This window comes from Cobetia sp. Dlab-2-AX (assembly GCF_024124625.1).
Taxonomy (GTDB): Bacteria; Pseudomonadota; Gammaproteobacteria; order Pseudomonadales; family Halomonadaceae; genus Cobetia.
The window spans coordinates 422,097-438,163 of record NZ_JAMXRV010000002.1; the positions used below are offsets into that span (position 1 = coordinate 422,097).

At 62.8% G+C, this 16,067-nt stretch carries 15 protein-coding genes; 12 read left to right on the forward strand and 3 right to left on the reverse strand.

The window, feature by feature from the left end; translation table 11 throughout:
- Positions 1-154: 154 nt before the first annotated feature.
- The 3 genes from NH396_RS04895 (at position 155) to NH396_RS04905 (ending at position 3,616) form a co-directional block, all read left to right on the forward strand.
- The gene (locus NH396_RS04895; RefSeq protein WP_253062109.1) at positions 155-1,207 is read left to right on the forward strand and encodes a YeiH family protein; all 1,053 of its coding nucleotides are present in this window, start codon (positions 155-157) and stop codon (positions 1,205-1,207) included.
- A gap of 177 nt (positions 1,208-1,384) precedes the next feature.
- Entirely contained in the window at positions 1,385-1,651 is a 267-nt protein-coding gene (locus tag NH396_RS04900) for a GrxA family glutaredoxin (RefSeq protein ID WP_043335038.1), read from the forward strand.
- Positions 1,652-1,858: 207 nt separating this feature from the next.
- Complete coding sequence (locus NH396_RS04905; RefSeq protein ID WP_176676707.1) at positions 1,859-3,616, forward strand: monovalent cation:proton antiporter-2 (CPA2) family protein; 1,758 nt, start codon at positions 1,859-1,861, stop codon at positions 3,614-3,616.
- A gap of 152 nt (positions 3,617-3,768) precedes the next feature.
- Here the strand turns inward: NH396_RS04905 and NH396_RS04910 are convergent, their stop codons facing one another.
- Positions 3,769-4,665: an EamA family transporter gene (locus tag NH396_RS04910; protein ID WP_176676706.1), complete on the reverse strand. Its 897-nt coding sequence runs from the start codon at positions 4,663-4,665 to the stop codon at positions 3,769-3,771.
- Between the two features lie 116 nt (positions 4,666-4,781).
- Between NH396_RS04910 and NH396_RS04915 the strand changes: the two genes are divergently transcribed.
- Positions 4,782-5,564 carry a DUF1338 family protein gene (locus NH396_RS04915; protein ID WP_176676705.1) on the forward strand — a complete coding sequence of 261 codons (783 nt, stop codon included), beginning with the start codon at positions 4,782-4,784 and terminating at the stop codon, positions 5,562-5,564.
- Positions 5,565-6,036: 472 nt separating this feature from the next.
- Here NH396_RS04915 and nhaD read toward each other — a convergent pair whose 3' ends face one another.
- Entirely contained in the window at positions 6,037-7,326 is a 1,290-nt protein-coding gene (gene nhaD, locus NH396_RS04920; protein WP_176676704.1) for a sodium:proton antiporter NhaD, read from the reverse strand.
- Between the two features lie 272 nt (positions 7,327-7,598).
- Between nhaD and NH396_RS04925 the strand changes: the two genes are divergently transcribed.
- From NH396_RS04925 to NH396_RS04945, 5 genes are all read left to right on the forward strand, one after another.
- The gene (locus NH396_RS04925) at positions 7,599-8,501 is read left to right on the forward strand and encodes an acetyltransferase (protein WP_176676703.1); all 903 of its coding nucleotides are present in this window, start codon (positions 7,599-7,601) and stop codon (positions 8,499-8,501) included.
- Positions 8,491-9,444 carry a LysM peptidoglycan-binding domain-containing protein gene (locus NH396_RS04930; protein WP_176676702.1) on the forward strand — a complete coding sequence of 318 codons (954 nt, stop codon included), beginning with the start codon at positions 8,491-8,493 and terminating at the stop codon, positions 9,442-9,444. Before NH396_RS04925 ends, NH396_RS04930 begins: the two co-directional genes overlap by 11 nt.
- A 225-nt stretch (positions 9,445-9,669) precedes the next feature.
- On the forward strand, positions 9,670-10,827 hold the full coding sequence (locus tag NH396_RS04935) for a glycosyltransferase family 1 protein (protein ID WP_176676701.1): 1,158 nt from the start codon (positions 9,670-9,672) through the stop codon (positions 10,825-10,827).
- On the forward strand, positions 10,799-11,350 hold the full coding sequence (locus tag NH396_RS04940; protein WP_176676700.1) for a phosphatase PAP2 family protein: 552 nt from the start codon (positions 10,799-10,801) through the stop codon (positions 11,348-11,350). The genes NH396_RS04935 and NH396_RS04940 overlap by 29 nt, the downstream gene beginning before the upstream one ends.
- 85 nt (positions 11,351-11,435) lie before the next feature.
- A complete protein-coding gene (locus NH396_RS04945; protein WP_176676699.1) occupies positions 11,436-12,245 on the forward strand; it encodes an alpha-ketoglutarate-dependent dioxygenase AlkB in 810 nt (269 codons plus the stop codon).
- A 119-nt stretch (positions 12,246-12,364) separates the two neighbouring features.
- Here the strand turns inward: NH396_RS04945 and NH396_RS04950 are convergent, their stop codons facing one another.
- Positions 12,365-13,261: a LysR family transcriptional regulator gene (locus tag NH396_RS04950; protein ID WP_176676698.1), complete on the reverse strand. Its 897-nt coding sequence runs from the start codon at positions 13,259-13,261 to the stop codon at positions 12,365-12,367.
- 372 nt (positions 13,262-13,633) lie between these two features.
- On the opposite strand from NH396_RS04950, the gene NH396_RS04955 reads away from it, so the two are divergent.
- From NH396_RS04955 to NH396_RS04965, 3 genes are all read left to right on the forward strand, one after another.
- Entirely contained in the window at positions 13,634-14,335 is a 702-nt protein-coding gene (locus NH396_RS04955; RefSeq protein ID WP_176676697.1) for a 3-oxoacid CoA-transferase subunit A, read from the forward strand.
- A gap of 127 nt (positions 14,336-14,462) precedes the next feature.
- Positions 14,463-15,125, forward strand: a complete 663-nt coding sequence (locus NH396_RS04960) for a 3-oxoacid CoA-transferase subunit B (RefSeq protein ID WP_176676696.1) — start codon at positions 14,463-14,465, stop codon at positions 15,123-15,125.
- A gap of 637 nt (positions 15,126-15,762) precedes the next feature.
- On the forward strand, positions 15,763-15,969 hold the full coding sequence (locus tag NH396_RS04965; RefSeq protein WP_175089832.1) for a cold-shock protein: 207 nt from the start codon (positions 15,763-15,765) through the stop codon (positions 15,967-15,969).
- Positions 15,970-16,067 lie beyond the last annotated feature (98 nt).

The following is a 16,067-nucleotide window of genomic DNA, read 5'->3' on the forward strand; positions in this document are numbered from 1 at the left end:
ATAGACTAATCATCAAACCGGAGGCACTAAGCAAGCAACGCAAGCTCAAGCGCCCTTGGCGATGACAGCCGTGCCCCCCACGCCAGCGCACGCCCCATAACAAGACAGGCCATGTTCCGCACGGGATAGGCCACTTTCCTCAAGGAGAATGCTCATGGACGCACAGACCCTGACTCCCCCCGCCACTGCCGAGCGCTTGCGCCGCATGTTGCCGGGCCTCGCCCTGTGTGGCGGCCTGACCCTGGTGGGGCTGGCACTGCATTCCATTCCGGCGCTGGCCTCCACCGGCATCAGCCCGCTGGTCTTCGCCCTGCTGTGCGGTATCGTGGTCGGCAACCTGCCGATCACCAGCCGGCACGCCGCGGCGCTTTCCCCGGGGTTGCATATCGCGACCAAGAAGCTGCTGCGTCTCGGCATCATCCTGTTCGGCCTCTCCATCACCCTGCAGCAGATTCTCGGCCTGGGCTGGAGCGTCGTCTTCCTCGATGTGCTGGTGATCACCGCAGTGCTGAGCAGCGGCTACTTCATCGGTACGCGCTGGCTGGGGCTGGACCGCGACACCGCACTGCTGACCAGCGCCGGTTCCGCCATCTGTGGCGCCGCGGCGGTACTGGCGACCGAATCGATGATCAAGGCTCGCCCGGCGGCCACCGCCATGGCCGTCGCCACGGTGGTGCTGTTCGGTTCGCTGGCGATGCTGGTCTACCCGCTGCTCTACCCACTGAGCGGCATGCATGAAGGCCTGTTCGGCATCTATATCGGCTCCACCATCCACGAGGTCGCTCAGGTCGTGGCCGCCGGTGAAGCGGTCGGCCCGGACGCCCTGGCCAATGCGCTGATCGTCAAGTTGATGCGCGTGATGATGCTGGTCCCCTTCCTGCTGCTGTTGCCGAAGCTGTGGGCCATGCGTGCCCGTACCGAAGGTGATGACCGCGAGACCGGCGGCGGCATGACGATTCCGTGGTTCGCGCTGGGCTTCATCGCCATGGCCGGCATCAACAGCACCGGCGAGATTCCGGCGGCAGTGCACTCAAGCCTCTCTACCCTCGGCAGCGTGGCACTGACCATGGCCATGGCGGGCCTGGGCGTCGAGACTCGCATCGATCGTCTGCGCTCACTGGGCATGAAGCCTTTCCTGCTCGCGCTGATCCTGTTCACGCTGTTGATCGTCGGTGGCTTTGGCGCCAATCTGCTGTTGATGGGCTAGTCCCCGGCACGGCAGTGATTGATTGCCACAATGACTTTGGTAGTACGGCTCAATTGGCAAACCCGGGCAGGCTCAAGCACAATGGCGGTCATCGATTACTCACCGGCAGTGCCGGCGCCATTTTCTCGGCCCCTTTAGTACGGGCTGAACGAGAATCACGAACCTTAGGAGAATCTCATGCTTGCAGTCATTTTCGGTCGTCCGGGTTGCCCTTTCTGTGTCCGCGCCAAGGACCTCGCGGAAGAGCTCACCGCCAAGCGCGATGATTTCGACTTCCGCTACATCGACATCCATGCAGAAGGCATCAGCAAGGCCGACATGGAAAAGACCATCGGCAAGCCGGTCGAGACCGTGCCGCAGATCTTCGTCGATCAGACCCACATCGGTGGCTTCACCGAGTTCAACCAGTACGTGCAGGACGAAGCTCTTATGCCGCAGGCCTGATCGCCGCCATCAGTCGTTTCACTGCTGAAGCCCTCGCCATTGGCGGGGGCTTTTTTGTGCCTGCGTCACATCCCCTCCACTCATGCCCCGCTCACAGCAACACGCTGCGCACAAGGTCGCATCCAGCGCGTCTTGACGCTTGCGACAAAAGGAGGGGCCAGCGACAATCGCTGCCTCCTCCGCCCGTGTATGCACAAGGACACGCACATGAACATGTTGATGGAAGGCGCCGTGCTGCTGGGATGCGCGGTGGTTGCCGTGCCACTCTTCCAGCGTCTGGGCCTCGGTTCCATCCTGGGCTATCTGGCCATCGGGGTGCTGCTGGGTCCGTCGTTGATCGGCTTCATCTCGGAGCCTGGCGAAGTGTTGCACTTCGCCGAATTCGGGGTCGTCATGCTGCTGTTCATGATCGGTCTGGAACTGGAGCCCAAGCGCCTGTGGGACATGCGCCTCAAGCTTGCGGGCCTGGGCAGCGCCCAGATGCTGTTGTGCGGTGCCTTGCTCACCCCCGTCGGCCTGTGGCTGGGGCTGGAATTGCCCGCAGCCGTGTTGCTGGGCCTGATTCTGGCGCTGTCCTCGACCGCCTTCGCGCTGCAGGTATTGAGCGAGAATCAGCAGCTGGCGACGCCGCACGGCCAGTCGACCTTCGCCATCCTGCTGTTCCAGGACCTGGCGGTGATTCCGCTGCTGGCCCTGATGCCGCTGTTCGCTGACAACTTCGATGCCTCCACCGGCACCAACTGGATCGGCATCGCCGAGGGCATTGGCATGATCGCGGCGGTCATCATCGTCGGGCGCTTTGTCGTGCCGCGCCTGCTCAAGATGGTCGCGCGCAGCGAGATCCACGAGATCTTCACCGCCGCGGCCTTGTTCGTGGTGATCAGCACGGCGCTGCTGATGGAGTGGGTGGGGCTGTCCATGGCCCTGGGTGCCTTCCTGGCCGGGGTGCTGCTCGCCGATACCGTCTACCGCCACGAGCTGGAAGCCAACATCGAGCCCTTCAAGGGGCTGCTGCTGGGGCTGTTCTTCATGGCCGTAGGCATGTCGGTTGACGTCTCGCTGGTGATGGAGCGGCCGCTGACCGTCCTGGCGCTGACGCTGGCACTGATGTTCGGCAAGGTCATCGTCATCACGCTGGTCGGACGCGTTGCACGCCTCAAGATGGCCGAGGCCCTGCCGCTGGCCGCGGTCCTGTCACAGGGTGGTGAGTTCGACTTCGTGCTGCTGACCGCCGGCATGGCCGCCGGCATCTTCGATCAGACCCTCACCAGCCTGGTGATCAGTGCGGTGACCTTGTCGATGGCTGCCACGCCCTTCCTCTATCGCTATGCCCGCCACCTCGGCGCCACCAGCGAAGCCAAGCGCCCCTATGATGAGGACTTCGGTGAGGAGACGCCCCAGGTGTTGATCGCCGGCTTCGGTCGTTTCGGCCAGATCAGCGCGCGCATGCTCAAGAGCCAGGGCATCAACTTCACCGCGCTGGACCCCAATATCACCCAGGTCGAGTTCGTGCGTCAGTTCGGGTCGCGCATCTTCTACGCCGATGCCAGCCGCGCCGAATTGCTGCGGGCGGCGGGTGCCGAGCAGGCCAGGATCATGCTGGTGGCGGTCGATGATGCCGAGACCTCGACCGGCATCGTGCGCATGGTGCGCCATCAATTCCCGCACCTGAAGCTGTTCGTGCGTGCCCGTAACCGCCACCATGCCTGGGAGCTGATGGAATTGGGCGTGGAGCACGTGATTCGTGACACCTATGCCAGCAGCCTGGAGATGGGCGGAGAATTGCTGGTAGCGATGGGCTACCCCAATGCTCGCGCGGCGGAAGTGGCGCGCGCCTTCCGGGAAATGGATGACAACATGCTCAAGCAGAACTATGAGCACCGCCACGACCAGAAAGCGCTCGTCAACAGCGAGCAGGCCGCCATGATCGAGCTCAAGCGTCTGTTCCAGAACAATCAGGATTGATGCCTGCACGACTCGCCAGAGCGCTCAGTCGCGCCGGAAAGGACACAAGGGCCGCCCCTGCCGGGGCGGCCCTTGTCGTTGATGCATTCGGCAAGGCATTGCGTGCAGATCCGCTGCGCGAGAGACAGGCAGGATGGCGGCCCGAAGCCTGCTCAGCCCTGCAAGCGGCGGGATGTCAGGCGCGCCCGCCACTGCGGGCCGAACAGATAGGCGCACAACCCGATCACGATCAGCAAGGCCCCGGCGAGCACACGGCTGGAGATCAGCTCATCATTGAGCACCGCGCCCAGGCTCATGGCGAAGATGGGAGTGATCAAGGTCGCCAGCGCCACCGTACTGGCCGACAGGCGTGACAGCACGAAGTAGTAGCACAGGTAGCCGATCAGCGAGCCGAAGATGCCGAGATAGAGGATGGCAGCCATCGGGCGTCCCTCCGGCAGGGCTTGCGGCACGCCATCGACGAGCAGCGCACACACCAGATAGAGCGGCAGAGAGACCAGCAGCGCACCCTCCGTCTGCACCAGCGGATGAAGCCCTGCCCGCTCGCGTTGCACCAGTACCCCCGAGGCGGCAAAGCAGTTGACGGCCAGCAGCATGGTCAGGACCCCCTTCCAGCTGCCCGGCGGTAACGCGAGGGAATCCGAGACCGCGACGGCCAGTCCACTCAGTGCCAACGCAAACCCCATCCACTGCAACTTGTCAAGTGGGGCACTTTTCAACCACCAGCGTGCATAAAGCCCTGATAGCAAGGGTGCCAGTCCAAACAGTAACGACATGATACCGCTTGGTAACCAGGCCGCAGAGAGGTAGGCGAAGTACATGCCACCCCAGATACCCAGAGCGGCTGCCGAGTAGCTGCGCAATGCCCCACGTGAAAGGTCCATTTTCAGCCCCATCATGCGTAACAACGGGTAACCAAGGCATGCGGCAATTAACATTCTGCCCATCGCCGACCAGGCAGGCAGCCAGCCCGAAGCGCTCCACGAGATGGCCAGCGGTGTCGTCGACCACACCATGAGAACCACGCAATACGCCACCAGCACTGGCATTTTTACTCTCCGATCAAGAAACGCGAAAAAACGGATAATGGCGTTGAATGACCCTTTGCACGACTACCTATAATCGCTCCAGCACTGAGGTCATAGGGGCCGTTCAAGGAGGCATCATGCAACGCAAGGAATTCCAACAGCAGCTATGGCTGGACTTCGTCCACCGCCATCCCGACATCGGGGCGCTGGATATCTGGCCAGACAGCATCAACCCTGAATATCTGATGTTCCTGACGCTGAACCAGGGGCCCTTCAGAAGCGAGAAGCTGTTGCCCAGTCTGTATCACCAGGGCTATCGCCGCGTGAAACAGTACGCCATGGCCGACCGCGGCCTGCTGGTCGATCTGCTGCTTCCCCCGGATGGTGGCGCTGCCGTCATGCTGGCGGAACTGCAGGCCAACAGCCTGCCGCCGATGCATCGCGACCTGCTCAAGCGCCTGATCAGGCAGAGTCATCGTGATGACTGCAAGGGTCAGAACCTGCTCGCGCCCTGCCGTCCGTGGGACATGCCGGACTGGCCGACCTTCGAGCGCCTGCTCGAGGCCAACCCGCTGGCTGCCTGGCTCTCCGTGATGGGGCCGCGCCTGCACCATGTCGGCTTCAATGCCGAAGAGCTTGGCGAAACGCTGGAAGCGGTCTGCGAGGGCATGCTGGCCTACGGCATGGCACCGCAGACCGGGCGTCATCATGCGGTACTGCCCATCAATCCCAAGCTGCAATATCACTACTACCCGGCCCACGCCCAGCGCATGGTGTTCGCGGACGGTGACGAGCATATGGTGGTGCTGGGTGGCATCGCCCTGCTGGCGACGGCACCGGTGACGACTCAGCAAGAAGGAAAACAGCGTCCCGCAGAACAACTGCTGCCGGAACATACGCTGTGCCAGCTCAGCGCGTGATGGCCTGCTGGCAGCACTGCGCAATGAGATGAGTCGCATTCAGCCCCCTACGCATGCGCAGGGGGCTCTTCTGTGCAGAAGATGGCATGCCCTTTCATGCCATACCCTCCACGCCCCTTCTGCCATCACTCTTCATGGCAACACCCCATGGTGTCATCGCCGCATGACTCGCCGCTTACCCCCCGCCATGCCTGCGCCTTGTGCCTGAGGCTCTAAACCTAACGTCGCAGACAGGTTATCAACAGAAGCTGTGGAAAAAGCTGTGAATAATCTCTGTACATCTGGGTATCGCCATCGAGATCAGGCGAGCGCAGACAGATTGATCAAAAAATGATCAGCCGACCAGGAACAGCGCCAATTCCTCTCCCGATAGCGCATCCGGCAGTGCGTCCAAAAGTAGCTCAGACGGCCACTGTGGCAGCGACTGCGGCAGCGGCTGTGGCCGTAGTGAACGCCCTCCAGCGACCCAACATCAGCCCAGAGACGACAGCGCCAATGTCACTGGCGTGTTCGTGATCTGCCCGCCCAGCCAGTACGCCCCCAGATAGCCCACGCTGTAGGCCAGCAACAATGCCGGGAAGAAGCGCAGATAACTCATGAAACTCACCTCACGCACCTTGGAAAGCGCGATCACCCCGGCGGCGGAGCCAATCACCAGCAGCGAGCCACCCACGCCTGCGGCATAGGTCAGCGCCAGCCACTCTGCATCATTCATGCTGACATCCGCCTTGAGCACTGCGGCGGTCAGCGGCACGTTGTCCACCAGTGCCGAGAGCAGCCCGACCAGATAATTGGCCTGCATCGCCGGCATCAAGGCATAGAGCTGTGCCAGGCCTTCCAGCAGACGAGCTTCCTTGAGCGCCCCGACCATCAGCAGGATGCCGAGGAAGAATAGCAATGTATCGAATTCGATAATACGAATGTAATCAAGTATACGGCGCTCTTCGCTGTCGCTGCGCCGTTCAGCGACATGTCCAAGCAGGAACATCAGCGACATCCCGAACAGGAAAGTCAGCAGCGGCGGCACGCCAAACAGCACGTTGAGCCCGAGGGTCGACAGGATAGTGGCCAGAAACAGCCAGGCGACCAGACGATCAAGACGCCGGGTCTCGCGCGGCTCGCGCACCAGATTCACCTCACCTCCCAGCCCGGGCAGCAGTAGCGTCGCCAGCAGCATAACGCTGAGGAAGGACGGCAGCGCCAGCAGCATCAGCTCGCTGATGCGCACCTTGCCCGCCAGGAAGATCATCAGCGTGGTCACATCCCCGGTGATCAGCGCCACGCCGCCGGAGTTGACGGCGAATACCGCCAGCACCGCAAAGCGCAGCGTCTTCTTCGGCGCCAGGCCCAGCGACAGCACCAGGGTCAGCGATACCAGCGTCGCGGTGATGTTGTCGGCCAGCGATGAAAAGGCGAAGGCAAAGAGCCCCGTCAGATACAGCAGCCCGCGCTCCCCGATGCGTTTGGGCAGCAGGCGGTAGATCAGATTGGCGATCAGCCCCTTGGCATTGAGAAAGGCCACGAAGGTCATCGCAGCCATCAGAAACAGCCACAAGGTGGCGATCTCGAGCAGGTTCTCGTTCAAGGCCTCGGGGACATCCTCCACCGCCAGGGCCGCGGGACCGAAGATGAACAGCAGCAACCAGCTGAAGGTGCCCAGCAACAAGGTCGTCTTGGCCTTGTTGAGATGGATCACATCCTCGATGGCAATCAACACGAAGGCGGCCAGCGCCAGCCCGATCAACAGTCCCTGCAACCACATGCCACTCTCGCTCCCTGAGATATCGCCGCGAAGCGGCGGCGATGATTGACGGTGCCCGGCGTGACTTCAGCGTGAACCCTGCCACGACCTCTCCCTTGCACCGACCAGTCACACGACCGGCGATGCATCTCACCACAGCTGCGTGCGCCCCGCCATTCGACCTGAGGGGGCGTTCGCTTCGTGCAACGCAGGGTTGCCACCCCTCACGCAAGCGGGGTGGGCATCCACTCCTGGGTGAATTACGATGGCGCCACCTGATGAAGGAGTCATGCATGTCGAGTATCAGAGGTGTCATCAGCCTTGTCTTTCTGATCATCAATACCCTGTGCTGGGCGCTGCCGCTGTATCTGCTGGCCGCACTCAAGCTGATCACGCCATCGCGCCGCCTGCAGTTGCACATGCTGGAGGGGCTCAACCGTCTCGCCATGGGCTGGATCGGCACCAACAACCTGTGGATTCGCCACGTGCTGCGCCCGCGCTGGGACATCCAAGTGCCGCAATCGCTGCGCGATGGGGCTGCCCGGCGTCGCTGGTGGCTGGTGATCGCCAATCATCGCAGCTGGACTGACATCTTCGTTCTCCAGTACGCCCTGCACCGCCGTACGCCGATGCCCAAGTTCTTCCTCAAGCAGGAGCTCATCTGGGTACCGGTGATCGGCCTTGCCTGGTGGGCATTGGAATTCCCGTTCATGCGCCGTTACAGCCAGCAGAAACTGGCCAGCAACCCACGGCTTGCCGAGCGTGATCGTGAAGCGACACGACGCATGTGCGAGCGCTCGCGTCAGGCGCCGATGGCGATCTTCAACTTCGTGGAAGGCACTCGCTTCACGCCCGCCAAGCACAACCAGCAGCAGAGCCCTTTCCAGCACCTGCTCAAGCCGCGTGCCGGCGGCAGTGCCCAGGTGATCAACACGCTTGGCGATCGACTTTCCGGTATTCTGGATGCCACTCTCGATTACCGACATGCCGATGCCAGTTTCTGGCAGTTCCTGTGCGGTCACGGGGGCAACATCACGCTCGTCATCACTCAGCGGCCCCTGGAGCCCTGGATGCTCGACGGCAACTATCATGCGGACGCCGCCTATCGCGAGCGCTTCCAGCAATGGCTCAATCAGGTCTGGAAGGACAAGGATGCCCGACTGTCACGTGCAGGGAATGACATTGATGAACACTGAATGTGGCTTGGATGCCGCGGGCTTCACGGCACGAGCGCAGGCCGAACCCGACGTAAACCGTCCACTTCTGCAGCGTGCCGGCCTCACGTTGCGCTGGCTGGCGCTGATCTGCCTCAGCCTGTGGCTGAGCGGCTGCGCGACCAGCAGCTACTCCGGCTCGCCGGCCGGCCAGTGGGTCACCATCCAGAAGGGCGATACCCTGGGGCAGATCGCTCGCGATGCCGACATTCCCCTGCTGCGCCTCACGCGCTTCAATCCGGGTGTCAAGATTCGTGACCTCAAGGTCGGTCAGCGCATCCTGGTGCCCACCGCGCGCGAGCGGGCGCCCTCCGGCGGCCCGTATCGCTATCAGCTGCGCCCCGGCGATACCTACTCCAAGATCGGACGCTATTTCGGCGCCAGCCCGCAGCGCATTCAGGCCGCCAACCCCGGCAAGGACCCCAATGATCTCGACGTCGGCATGCTGATCTCGGTGCCGCTCAACGGTGGCCCGAGCCGCAGCGCCCCGGCCGCGCGCGCCAGCGGTGGCAGCCTGGTCGCCCGCCCGGACCCCGGCCCGCTGCAGAAGCCGGGCCAGTCGTGGCGCTGGCCCGCCGCCGGCAGCGTGACACGTGAATTCGGCACCAACGGCAATGGCCAGCTGGCGCCCATGCAGATTCGTACCGCCGCCAGCGGCATCGCCAGTGCGCCGGCGCGGGGCGAAGTGCGCTTCGCCGACGCCATGCGCCAACTGGGCAACGTGGTCATCCTGCACCATTCCGGCAACCTGCAGAGCGTGCTGGCCCAGTGCGGCGAGATTCTGGTCAAGGTGGGCCAGCAGGTCACTCCGGGCACGCCGCTTTGTCGCGTCGCACGCGGCAACAACGGTCAGCATGAATTGCTGTTCGACGTACGCCACGGGGGCAAGCCGATCGACCCGCGCGAAATTCTCGAGAAGCGCTGAAGCTGCGTTGCATCGCGGCGCCAGCCCGGCATGGCGCCACCTCCAGTCCCCGCCAGTTGACGATAGCGCCGGTGGCTGTCGTCCTTGCTTGACGATTCATGAGACAACCCTCATACCTCTGAGTTGTGAGGGGTTGAAGGTGTGTCATCGCTTCGTCACCTGCTTGTTATGCCGCCGTCACTCCCTCTCTCGATAATGACCACAATAGTCATCTAGGGAGACGTCATGGAGCGCATTGCCTTCGTCAGTGAAACTTGGCATCCGGAGATCAATGGCGTGGCTCATACCTTGAGTCATCTGTGCGATCAACTCATCGCGCACGGCTGTGAGCTCCAACTCATTCGTCCCGCCACCCGAGATGGCAGCCTGGAGCCGCGTGTCCAGCAGGAGCTTCAGGTACGCGGCTTCCGCCTGCCAGGGTATGACAGCGTGCAGGTCGGCGTGCCGGCGCCGCAGCGCCTGATGCGCATGTGGCGCGAGCATCGCCCCTGTGTCGTCTATATCGCCACCGAAGGCCCGCTGGGCATCAGCGCACTGATGGTCGCCCGCCGTCTGGGCCTGCCGGTGGTCGCGGGCTTTCATACCAATTTCGATCAATACAGCACCCACTACCGGCTCAAGGCGCTACGCCCGCTGGTGCGGCGCGGCCTGCGCCGCTTCCACAATGCGGCCAACATGACGCTGGTACCGACGCGCACCCAGGCAGACAGCCTGATGCAGCAAGGCTTCGAGCATGTGCAGGTGGTGGGGCGCGGCCTGGATTGCGAGCGCTTCTCGCCCCGTCATCGCAGCGAAGCATTGCGCAAGTCATGGGGCGTCAGCTCACAGCAACCCGTCGCGCTGCACGTCGGGCGCCTGGCCGCCGAGAAGAACATCGACCTGCTGATCCGTACCTATGAGGCCATGCTGGCCGTGCAACCGGACCTTGCCCTGGTGCTGGTGGGAGACGGTCCGCTGCGCGAGCGCCTGGAACAGCGCCTGCCCGAGGCGATCTTCGCCGGCTTCCAGACCGGCGAGGCGCTGGCCGCCCATTACGCCAGCGCCGACCTGTTCGTCTTCCCGTCACTGTCGGAGACCTTCGGCAACGTGGTGCTGGAAGCCATGGCCAGCGGACTGGCCGTGATCGCCTTCGATTACGCGGCGGCCGCCGAGGTGATCCGCGACGATCACCAGGGCCTGCTGGCGCCCTGCAGCCAGCCGGAGCGCTTCATCGAACAGGCGGTGGAGGCCTGCCAGCGGCCGGCCCGCATCGCCAGACTGGGACGTGCCGCCCGCGTGCGCGTCGAACCATTGGGCTGGAGCCGCATCGCCGAGGGCTTTCTGACCTGCCTGCGTCACGCCGAGGAGAAGCCCGATGCACGATCGCAGCCTTCCCGTCTTTGAGCGACTGGACCTTCTGGAGTGGCGCCTGTGCCGCCAGGTCGCGCGCCTGGCGCTGTTCCGGCCGATACTCACCCTGTTTCGTATCGTCTCGCGGCTGGGCGACTGGCCGGCGTGGGCGCTGCTGACGCTGAGCCTGCCGCTGCACCATGCCATGGGCGGCTGGCTGTTTCTGGAATTCGGCCTGGCGGCCGGCGCCGGGGCACTGCTCTACCGCGCACTCAAGACGCGACTATGTCGGGAACGCCCGTTCATCACCTTCAATACCATCAACTGCACCATGCCACCGCTGGATCGCTACAGCTTTCCCAGCGGTCACACCCTGCATGCTGCCCTCTTCGCCAGCCTGACCGCTCAGCAGCTGCCGGAGATTGCCATTCTCGTCACGCCACTGGCACTGCTGATCGCGCTTTCCCGAGTGATCCTCGGTCTGCATTACGTCAGTGATGTGCTGGCCGGCGCGCTGCTGGGGCTGGGCCTTGCCGAGGTGGCCATCCTGACCTTCGAGACATTGCTGACGACCTGACGCTTGTGAGGCTCGCGTCAGCCCCGGGTCGGCGCGAATCGAGAGCCACTTGCCCAACCTGACGCGGCTCTGGCACTCTCGCCGCATGACGACTCCTTCTGCTGGCGATGATCTCTTCGCCGCCCTCTCGACCTCTGATTCCACGTCCGCGGCTGATGGAGCTGCGCACCAGACGGCGGCGGATGGCTCGGCCCTGGCAGCTCGCCCGCGCGAGCTGCCCGAGGACTGGCTTGCCCTCGCGCACGGCTGGTACCGCCACCCTCTGCACCCGCTCTATCTCAAGCCGCGCGCCCTGACGCCGCTGCAGGCCGATCAGGCCCTCGTCACGCTGGAGGGCGATCTCGACTGGCAGCGCCCCAGCCTGAGCGTGCATGGCAAGACACACCCGATTCCACGCCGCCAGGTGTGGATGGGCGATGTCGGCGCCCGCTATCGCTACTCCGGCAGCCTGTTCGAACCCAATCCTTGGCACATGACCGCCTGGCAACTGGGCGAGCTTTCACGTCATGCCATCAACCATGAGCTCAGCCCGCAACGCGATGATCTGGGGCGCAGCGAGTCCGTGATCCCGGAGCATTTCAACAGCCTGCTGGCCAATCGCTACGCCGACGGCGCCGACCGCATGGGCTGGCACAGCGACAACGAGCCGGAGCTGGGCACTCGCCCGATCGTGCTCGCCATTTCATTGGGACGAGAACGCCCCCTGCGCTTCAAGGGCCATCCGCGCAGTCCCTATGCCGACACGCCGGCGTTCAATCTGTGGCTGCCACATGGCTCGCTGCTGGTGATGGGCCGTGGCTGTCAGGATCGCCTCCATCATGCGCTGCCGCCGCGCAAGCTCGACGGGCTGCGCATCAGCCTGACCTATCGCCAGCTGCTGACGCCCTCCCGGTGAGGTCGGCTTTCTTGTGCATTCTGCTTTCTCTCTTCTCGCTCTCCTCTTGCCTTCTTGCTGCCCTCTTCCTGCGCTAACGCCTTCTTTGTTGTCGCTCCCTGTGTCACTGCGCCCCGGACTCAATCCGCCGCTGGGTAACGCGCGCGCAGGGTCTCCAGCATCGCCTGTACCGCCACCGACAGTTCATGACGGCCGCGACGGATCACGCCGACCCGCTGCTGAACCTCGGGGCCTGTCAGCGGCAGGCACTGACAGCCCAGCGCGCTCATCTGCGCCGCGCTCATCGCCGGTACCGCACTGACACCCAGACCCTCCGCCACCATGCGCCCGCAGGTGACCAGCTGGTGGGTCTCGAAGGCGACATGCAGCGCCATGCCCGCATCCTCAAGACGTTTCTCGAGCATGCGACGCACCCCCGAGGGCCGCTGCAGCGTGATGAAGTCTTCCTTGAGCAGCCGTGACCACTCGATGGAGGTCGGCGCCTCTGCCAGCAAGGCGTGGCCGGGGGGAATGATCGCCACATAGCGGTCTTCGAACAGCAGCTCGAACACCAGGTCCTGGCGTACGCCGGGGTCGAAGCAGATCCCCAGCTCGACGCGACCATCGGTGACCCGCTCGACCACCTCTTCGGCGATGACGTCATTCACTTCGATGGTGATCTCCGGATATTGGCGGCGAAAATCGGCCAGCACCCCGGGCAGCAGATTGCCGGCGAAGGTCGGCATCGCGGCCAGGGCCACGCGGCCGCGCCCGAGGCTGAAGCGCTGGCGCATCTCATCCTCGGCATGTTCCCAGTCCGACAGCAGACGCCTGGCCAGCGGGAAGAAGGCGCGCCCTTCCGGCGTCAGGCTGACCTGTCGGGTCGAGCGCTGAAACAGGCGCCCCCCCAGCGACTCCTCCAGATTCTTCACCGCCAACGACAGGGCCGGCTGCGAGAGATGTACCAGCGTGCCCGCCTCGGCGAAGGACAACGTGCGCGCCACGGCCACGAAGGCCTTCAGCTGTTTGAGAGTCATGTCGTGTCCTGTCCCGGGGTTGTTTCAAGAGATGTCACAAGAAGTGATGTGGCGCAGTTCGTTGGCTGTCGCTCGCAGAGCAGGCGCTCGCAGGGCATCTAGGCCATTGGTCATAGATGACAGCCACGAAGCTCTCACCTGGCTGAGCGCACAGTTCAGGCCGTTCCGCCCCGCTACCGCATCAGCCCCGCCAGCATGGGGTCTGGCAGGCTTTTTCCTCGCGAGCAGGCTCGATAAGTCGCGAATCAATTATTATCAAAAACTGATCAATGGATAGAAAAAACAAACTTATTAAATATATACAGACTCAGGATTGTCGGCAATGATGAAGACATCCCGACGACAACAGCTTGGATACTCAAGGAGATTCGCATGGCAGGATTCAACAAGGTGGTGACCAGCTACGCGGAGGCCATGGCAGGCCTCGAAGATGGCATGACGGTAATCGCCGGTGGCTTCGGCCTGTGTGGTATCCCGGAGAACCTTATTGCTGAGATCAAGCGCCTCGGCGCCAAGAACCTCACCGTGGTTTCCAACAACTGCGGCGTCGATGGCTTCGGGCTCGGCGTCCTGCTGGAAGACCGTCAGATCAAGACAATGATCGCCTCCTACGTCGGCGAGAACGCACTGTTCGAGAAGCAGCTGCTCGACGGTGACCTGGAAGTGATCCTCACTCCCCAGGGCACGCTGGCCGAGAAGATGCGTGCTGCCGGCGCCGGTATCCCTGCCTTCTTCACCGCCACCGGTTACGGCACACCGATCGGCGAAGGCAAGGAAGTGCGCGAGTTCGATGGCCGCCATTACATTCTGGAAGAGTCCATCAAGGGCGACTTCGCCATCGTCAAGGCCTGGAAGGCAGACCGCTATGGCAACGTCGTCTACCGCCACACCGCGCGCAACTTCAACCCGCTGGCCGCCACCGCCGGAAAGATCACCGTGGTAGAAGTCGAAGAGCTGGTCGAGCCGGGTGAACTGGACCCCGCCGACATCCACACGCCCGGCATCTATGTGGATCGCGTCATCAAGGGCAACTTCGAGAAGCGCATCGAGAAACGCACCGTCCGCTCGCGTTGAGCCCAGGGCTCCGCCGGCATGAATCGCTGTCATCAGGGCGACAGGCCCGTCGGCGAACTTTCTCGACCGCCTTCACGACAAGGCACAGTGCCTCATGGCTGATGGCACCCAAGACAAGGAAACAATCATGGCTTTGACACGCGAACAGATGGCCCAGCGAGTGGCTCAGGAAATCCAAGACGGCTCCTACGTCAATCTGGGGATCGGCATCCCGACACTGGTGGCCAACTATATCCCCGACGGTATCGAGGTGATGCTGCAGTCCGAAAATGGCCTGCTCGGCATGGGCCGCTACCCCTATGAAGACGAAGTCGACGCCGACATGATCAATGCCGGCAAGGAAACCGTGACGACCATCGATGGCGCTGCCATCTTCGATTCGGCCGAATCGTTCGCCATGATCCGTGGCGGCCACGTCGACCTCACGGTGCTCGGCGCCTTCGAGGTGGACGTGAACGGCAATATCGCCAGCTGGATGATTCCGGGCAAGCTGGTCAAGGGCATGGGCGGCGCCATGGACCTGGTCGCCGGTGCCGAGAACATCATCTGCACCATGACCCACGCCTCCAAGCACGGCGAATCCAAGCTGCTCAGCCAGTGCGAACTGCCGCTGACCGGCGCCGGCTGCATCCGTCGCGTGCTGACAGACCTCGCCTTCCTCGAGATCAAGGAAGGTGCCTTCCACCTGCTGGAGCGCGCGCCAGGCGTGAGCGTCGAGGAAATCAAGCGTCTGACCGCAGGCAAGCTGGTCGTCCCGGAACACGTGCCGGAAATGCAGCTGGATGCCTGAGGCACTTTCTGCCTCCGACCACTGGCCACCCTCGCGCCGCCTTTGGCCTTCGAGCCACTTTTGACTCACGAAACAATTGCGCTCGAGGGTGACGAATCACGGCCCCGGCATCCCACGGATTTTTGCCGACCCTTTTGAGGAAAATCTCTCATGATGTGATGGGCGCATCACATCCTCTCTCCGAGAGCCTTGATGGCTTCGACGCCATCCGCCGGCAGCGCTGCCATCGCTGCCGGCTTTTTTGTGTCTATCGCCCGTCGTACGGGGCTTTGCGCCATTCAAGCTCCTGCACAGGCAAAGCCGCACCATGGTCTTTTTCCTACAGGCGTCATCGCTCATACCAAGATAACGGGATAAAAAAACAAGCGAGCTCCCCGCCCTTGATGTGGCGAAATTCTCAGCACTATTGGCACGGATTTGCGGGCGAATTCTGCACACGATCATTAGGCAAAAGGATAAGTTTTTGATATTTCATTTGACCTTGCCGCCCGAGCAGCGCAGTATTGCTCTCGTTGGTTAGCAAGTCGAATATCGTCAGTCGTGATCGAAGCACTTCGGTACCTGGTGTATATCCTCCTTGTTTTACCCACGTTTATCGGGTAACTCCCGGCAATATCATCAGTAAGGAATTACGATCATGGCAACTGGCACAGTCAAGTGGTTCAACGACACCAAAGGTTTCGGCTTCATTTCTCCGGACGACAACGGTGACGACCTGTTCGCACACTTCTCCGAAATCCAGGCTGAAGGCTTCAAGTCTCTGCAAGACGGTCAGAAGGTTTCCTTCGACGTCACCCAGGGCAAGAAAGGCCTCCAGGCCGCCAACATCAAGATCGTTGACTGATCATGATCTGGCTGGAAGAGGCTAACCCCTCCTCCGACAGAAAAGCCCGCTTCGGCGGGCTTTTCTGCGTCTGGCGTTCGCGCACGGCGCGGGGCATC

Coding starts and splice junctions, on each gene's coding strand:
- NH396_RS04955 (WP_176676697.1), top strand. CDS start 13,634: ATGGCAGGATTCAACAAGGTGGTGACCAGCTACGCGGAGGCCATGGCA.
- NH396_RS04910 (WP_176676706.1), bottom strand. CDS start 4,665: ATGCCAGTGCTGGTGGCGTATTGCGTGGTTCTCATGGTGTGGTCGACG.
- NH396_RS04930 (WP_176676702.1), top strand. CDS start 8,491: ATGAACACTGAATGTGGCTTGGATGCCGCGGGCTTCACGGCACGAGCG.
- NH396_RS04950 (WP_176676698.1), bottom strand. CDS start 13,261: ATGACTCTCAAACAGCTGAAGGCCTTCGTGGCCGTGGCGCGCACGTTG.
- NH396_RS04965 (WP_175089832.1), top strand. CDS start 15,763: ATGGCAACTGGCACAGTCAAGTGGTTCAACGACACCAAAGGTTTCGGC.
- NH396_RS04940 (WP_176676700.1), top strand. CDS start 10,799: ATGCACGATCGCAGCCTTCCCGTCTTTGAGCGACTGGACCTTCTGGAG.
- NH396_RS04915 (WP_176676705.1), top strand. CDS start 4,782: ATGCAACGCAAGGAATTCCAACAGCAGCTATGGCTGGACTTCGTCCAC.
- NH396_RS04895 (WP_253062109.1), top strand. CDS start 155: ATGGACGCACAGACCCTGACTCCCCCCGCCACTGCCGAGCGCTTGCGC.
- NH396_RS04960 (WP_176676696.1), top strand. CDS start 14,463: ATGGCTTTGACACGCGAACAGATGGCCCAGCGAGTGGCTCAGGAAATC.
- NH396_RS04925 (WP_176676703.1), top strand. CDS start 7,599: ATGTCGAGTATCAGAGGTGTCATCAGCCTTGTCTTTCTGATCATCAAT.
- NH396_RS04945 (WP_176676699.1), top strand. CDS start 11,436: ATGACGACTCCTTCTGCTGGCGATGATCTCTTCGCCGCCCTCTCGACC.
- NH396_RS04935 (WP_176676701.1), top strand. CDS start 9,670: ATGGAGCGCATTGCCTTCGTCAGTGAAACTTGGCATCCGGAGATCAAT.
- nhaD (WP_176676704.1), bottom strand. CDS start 7,326: ATGTGGTTGCAGGGACTGTTGATCGGGCTGGCGCTGGCCGCCTTCGTG.
- NH396_RS04905 (WP_176676707.1), top strand. CDS start 1,859: ATGAACATGTTGATGGAAGGCGCCGTGCTGCTGGGATGCGCGGTGGTT.
- NH396_RS04900 (WP_043335038.1), top strand. CDS start 1,385: ATGCTTGCAGTCATTTTCGGTCGTCCGGGTTGCCCTTTCTGTGTCCGC.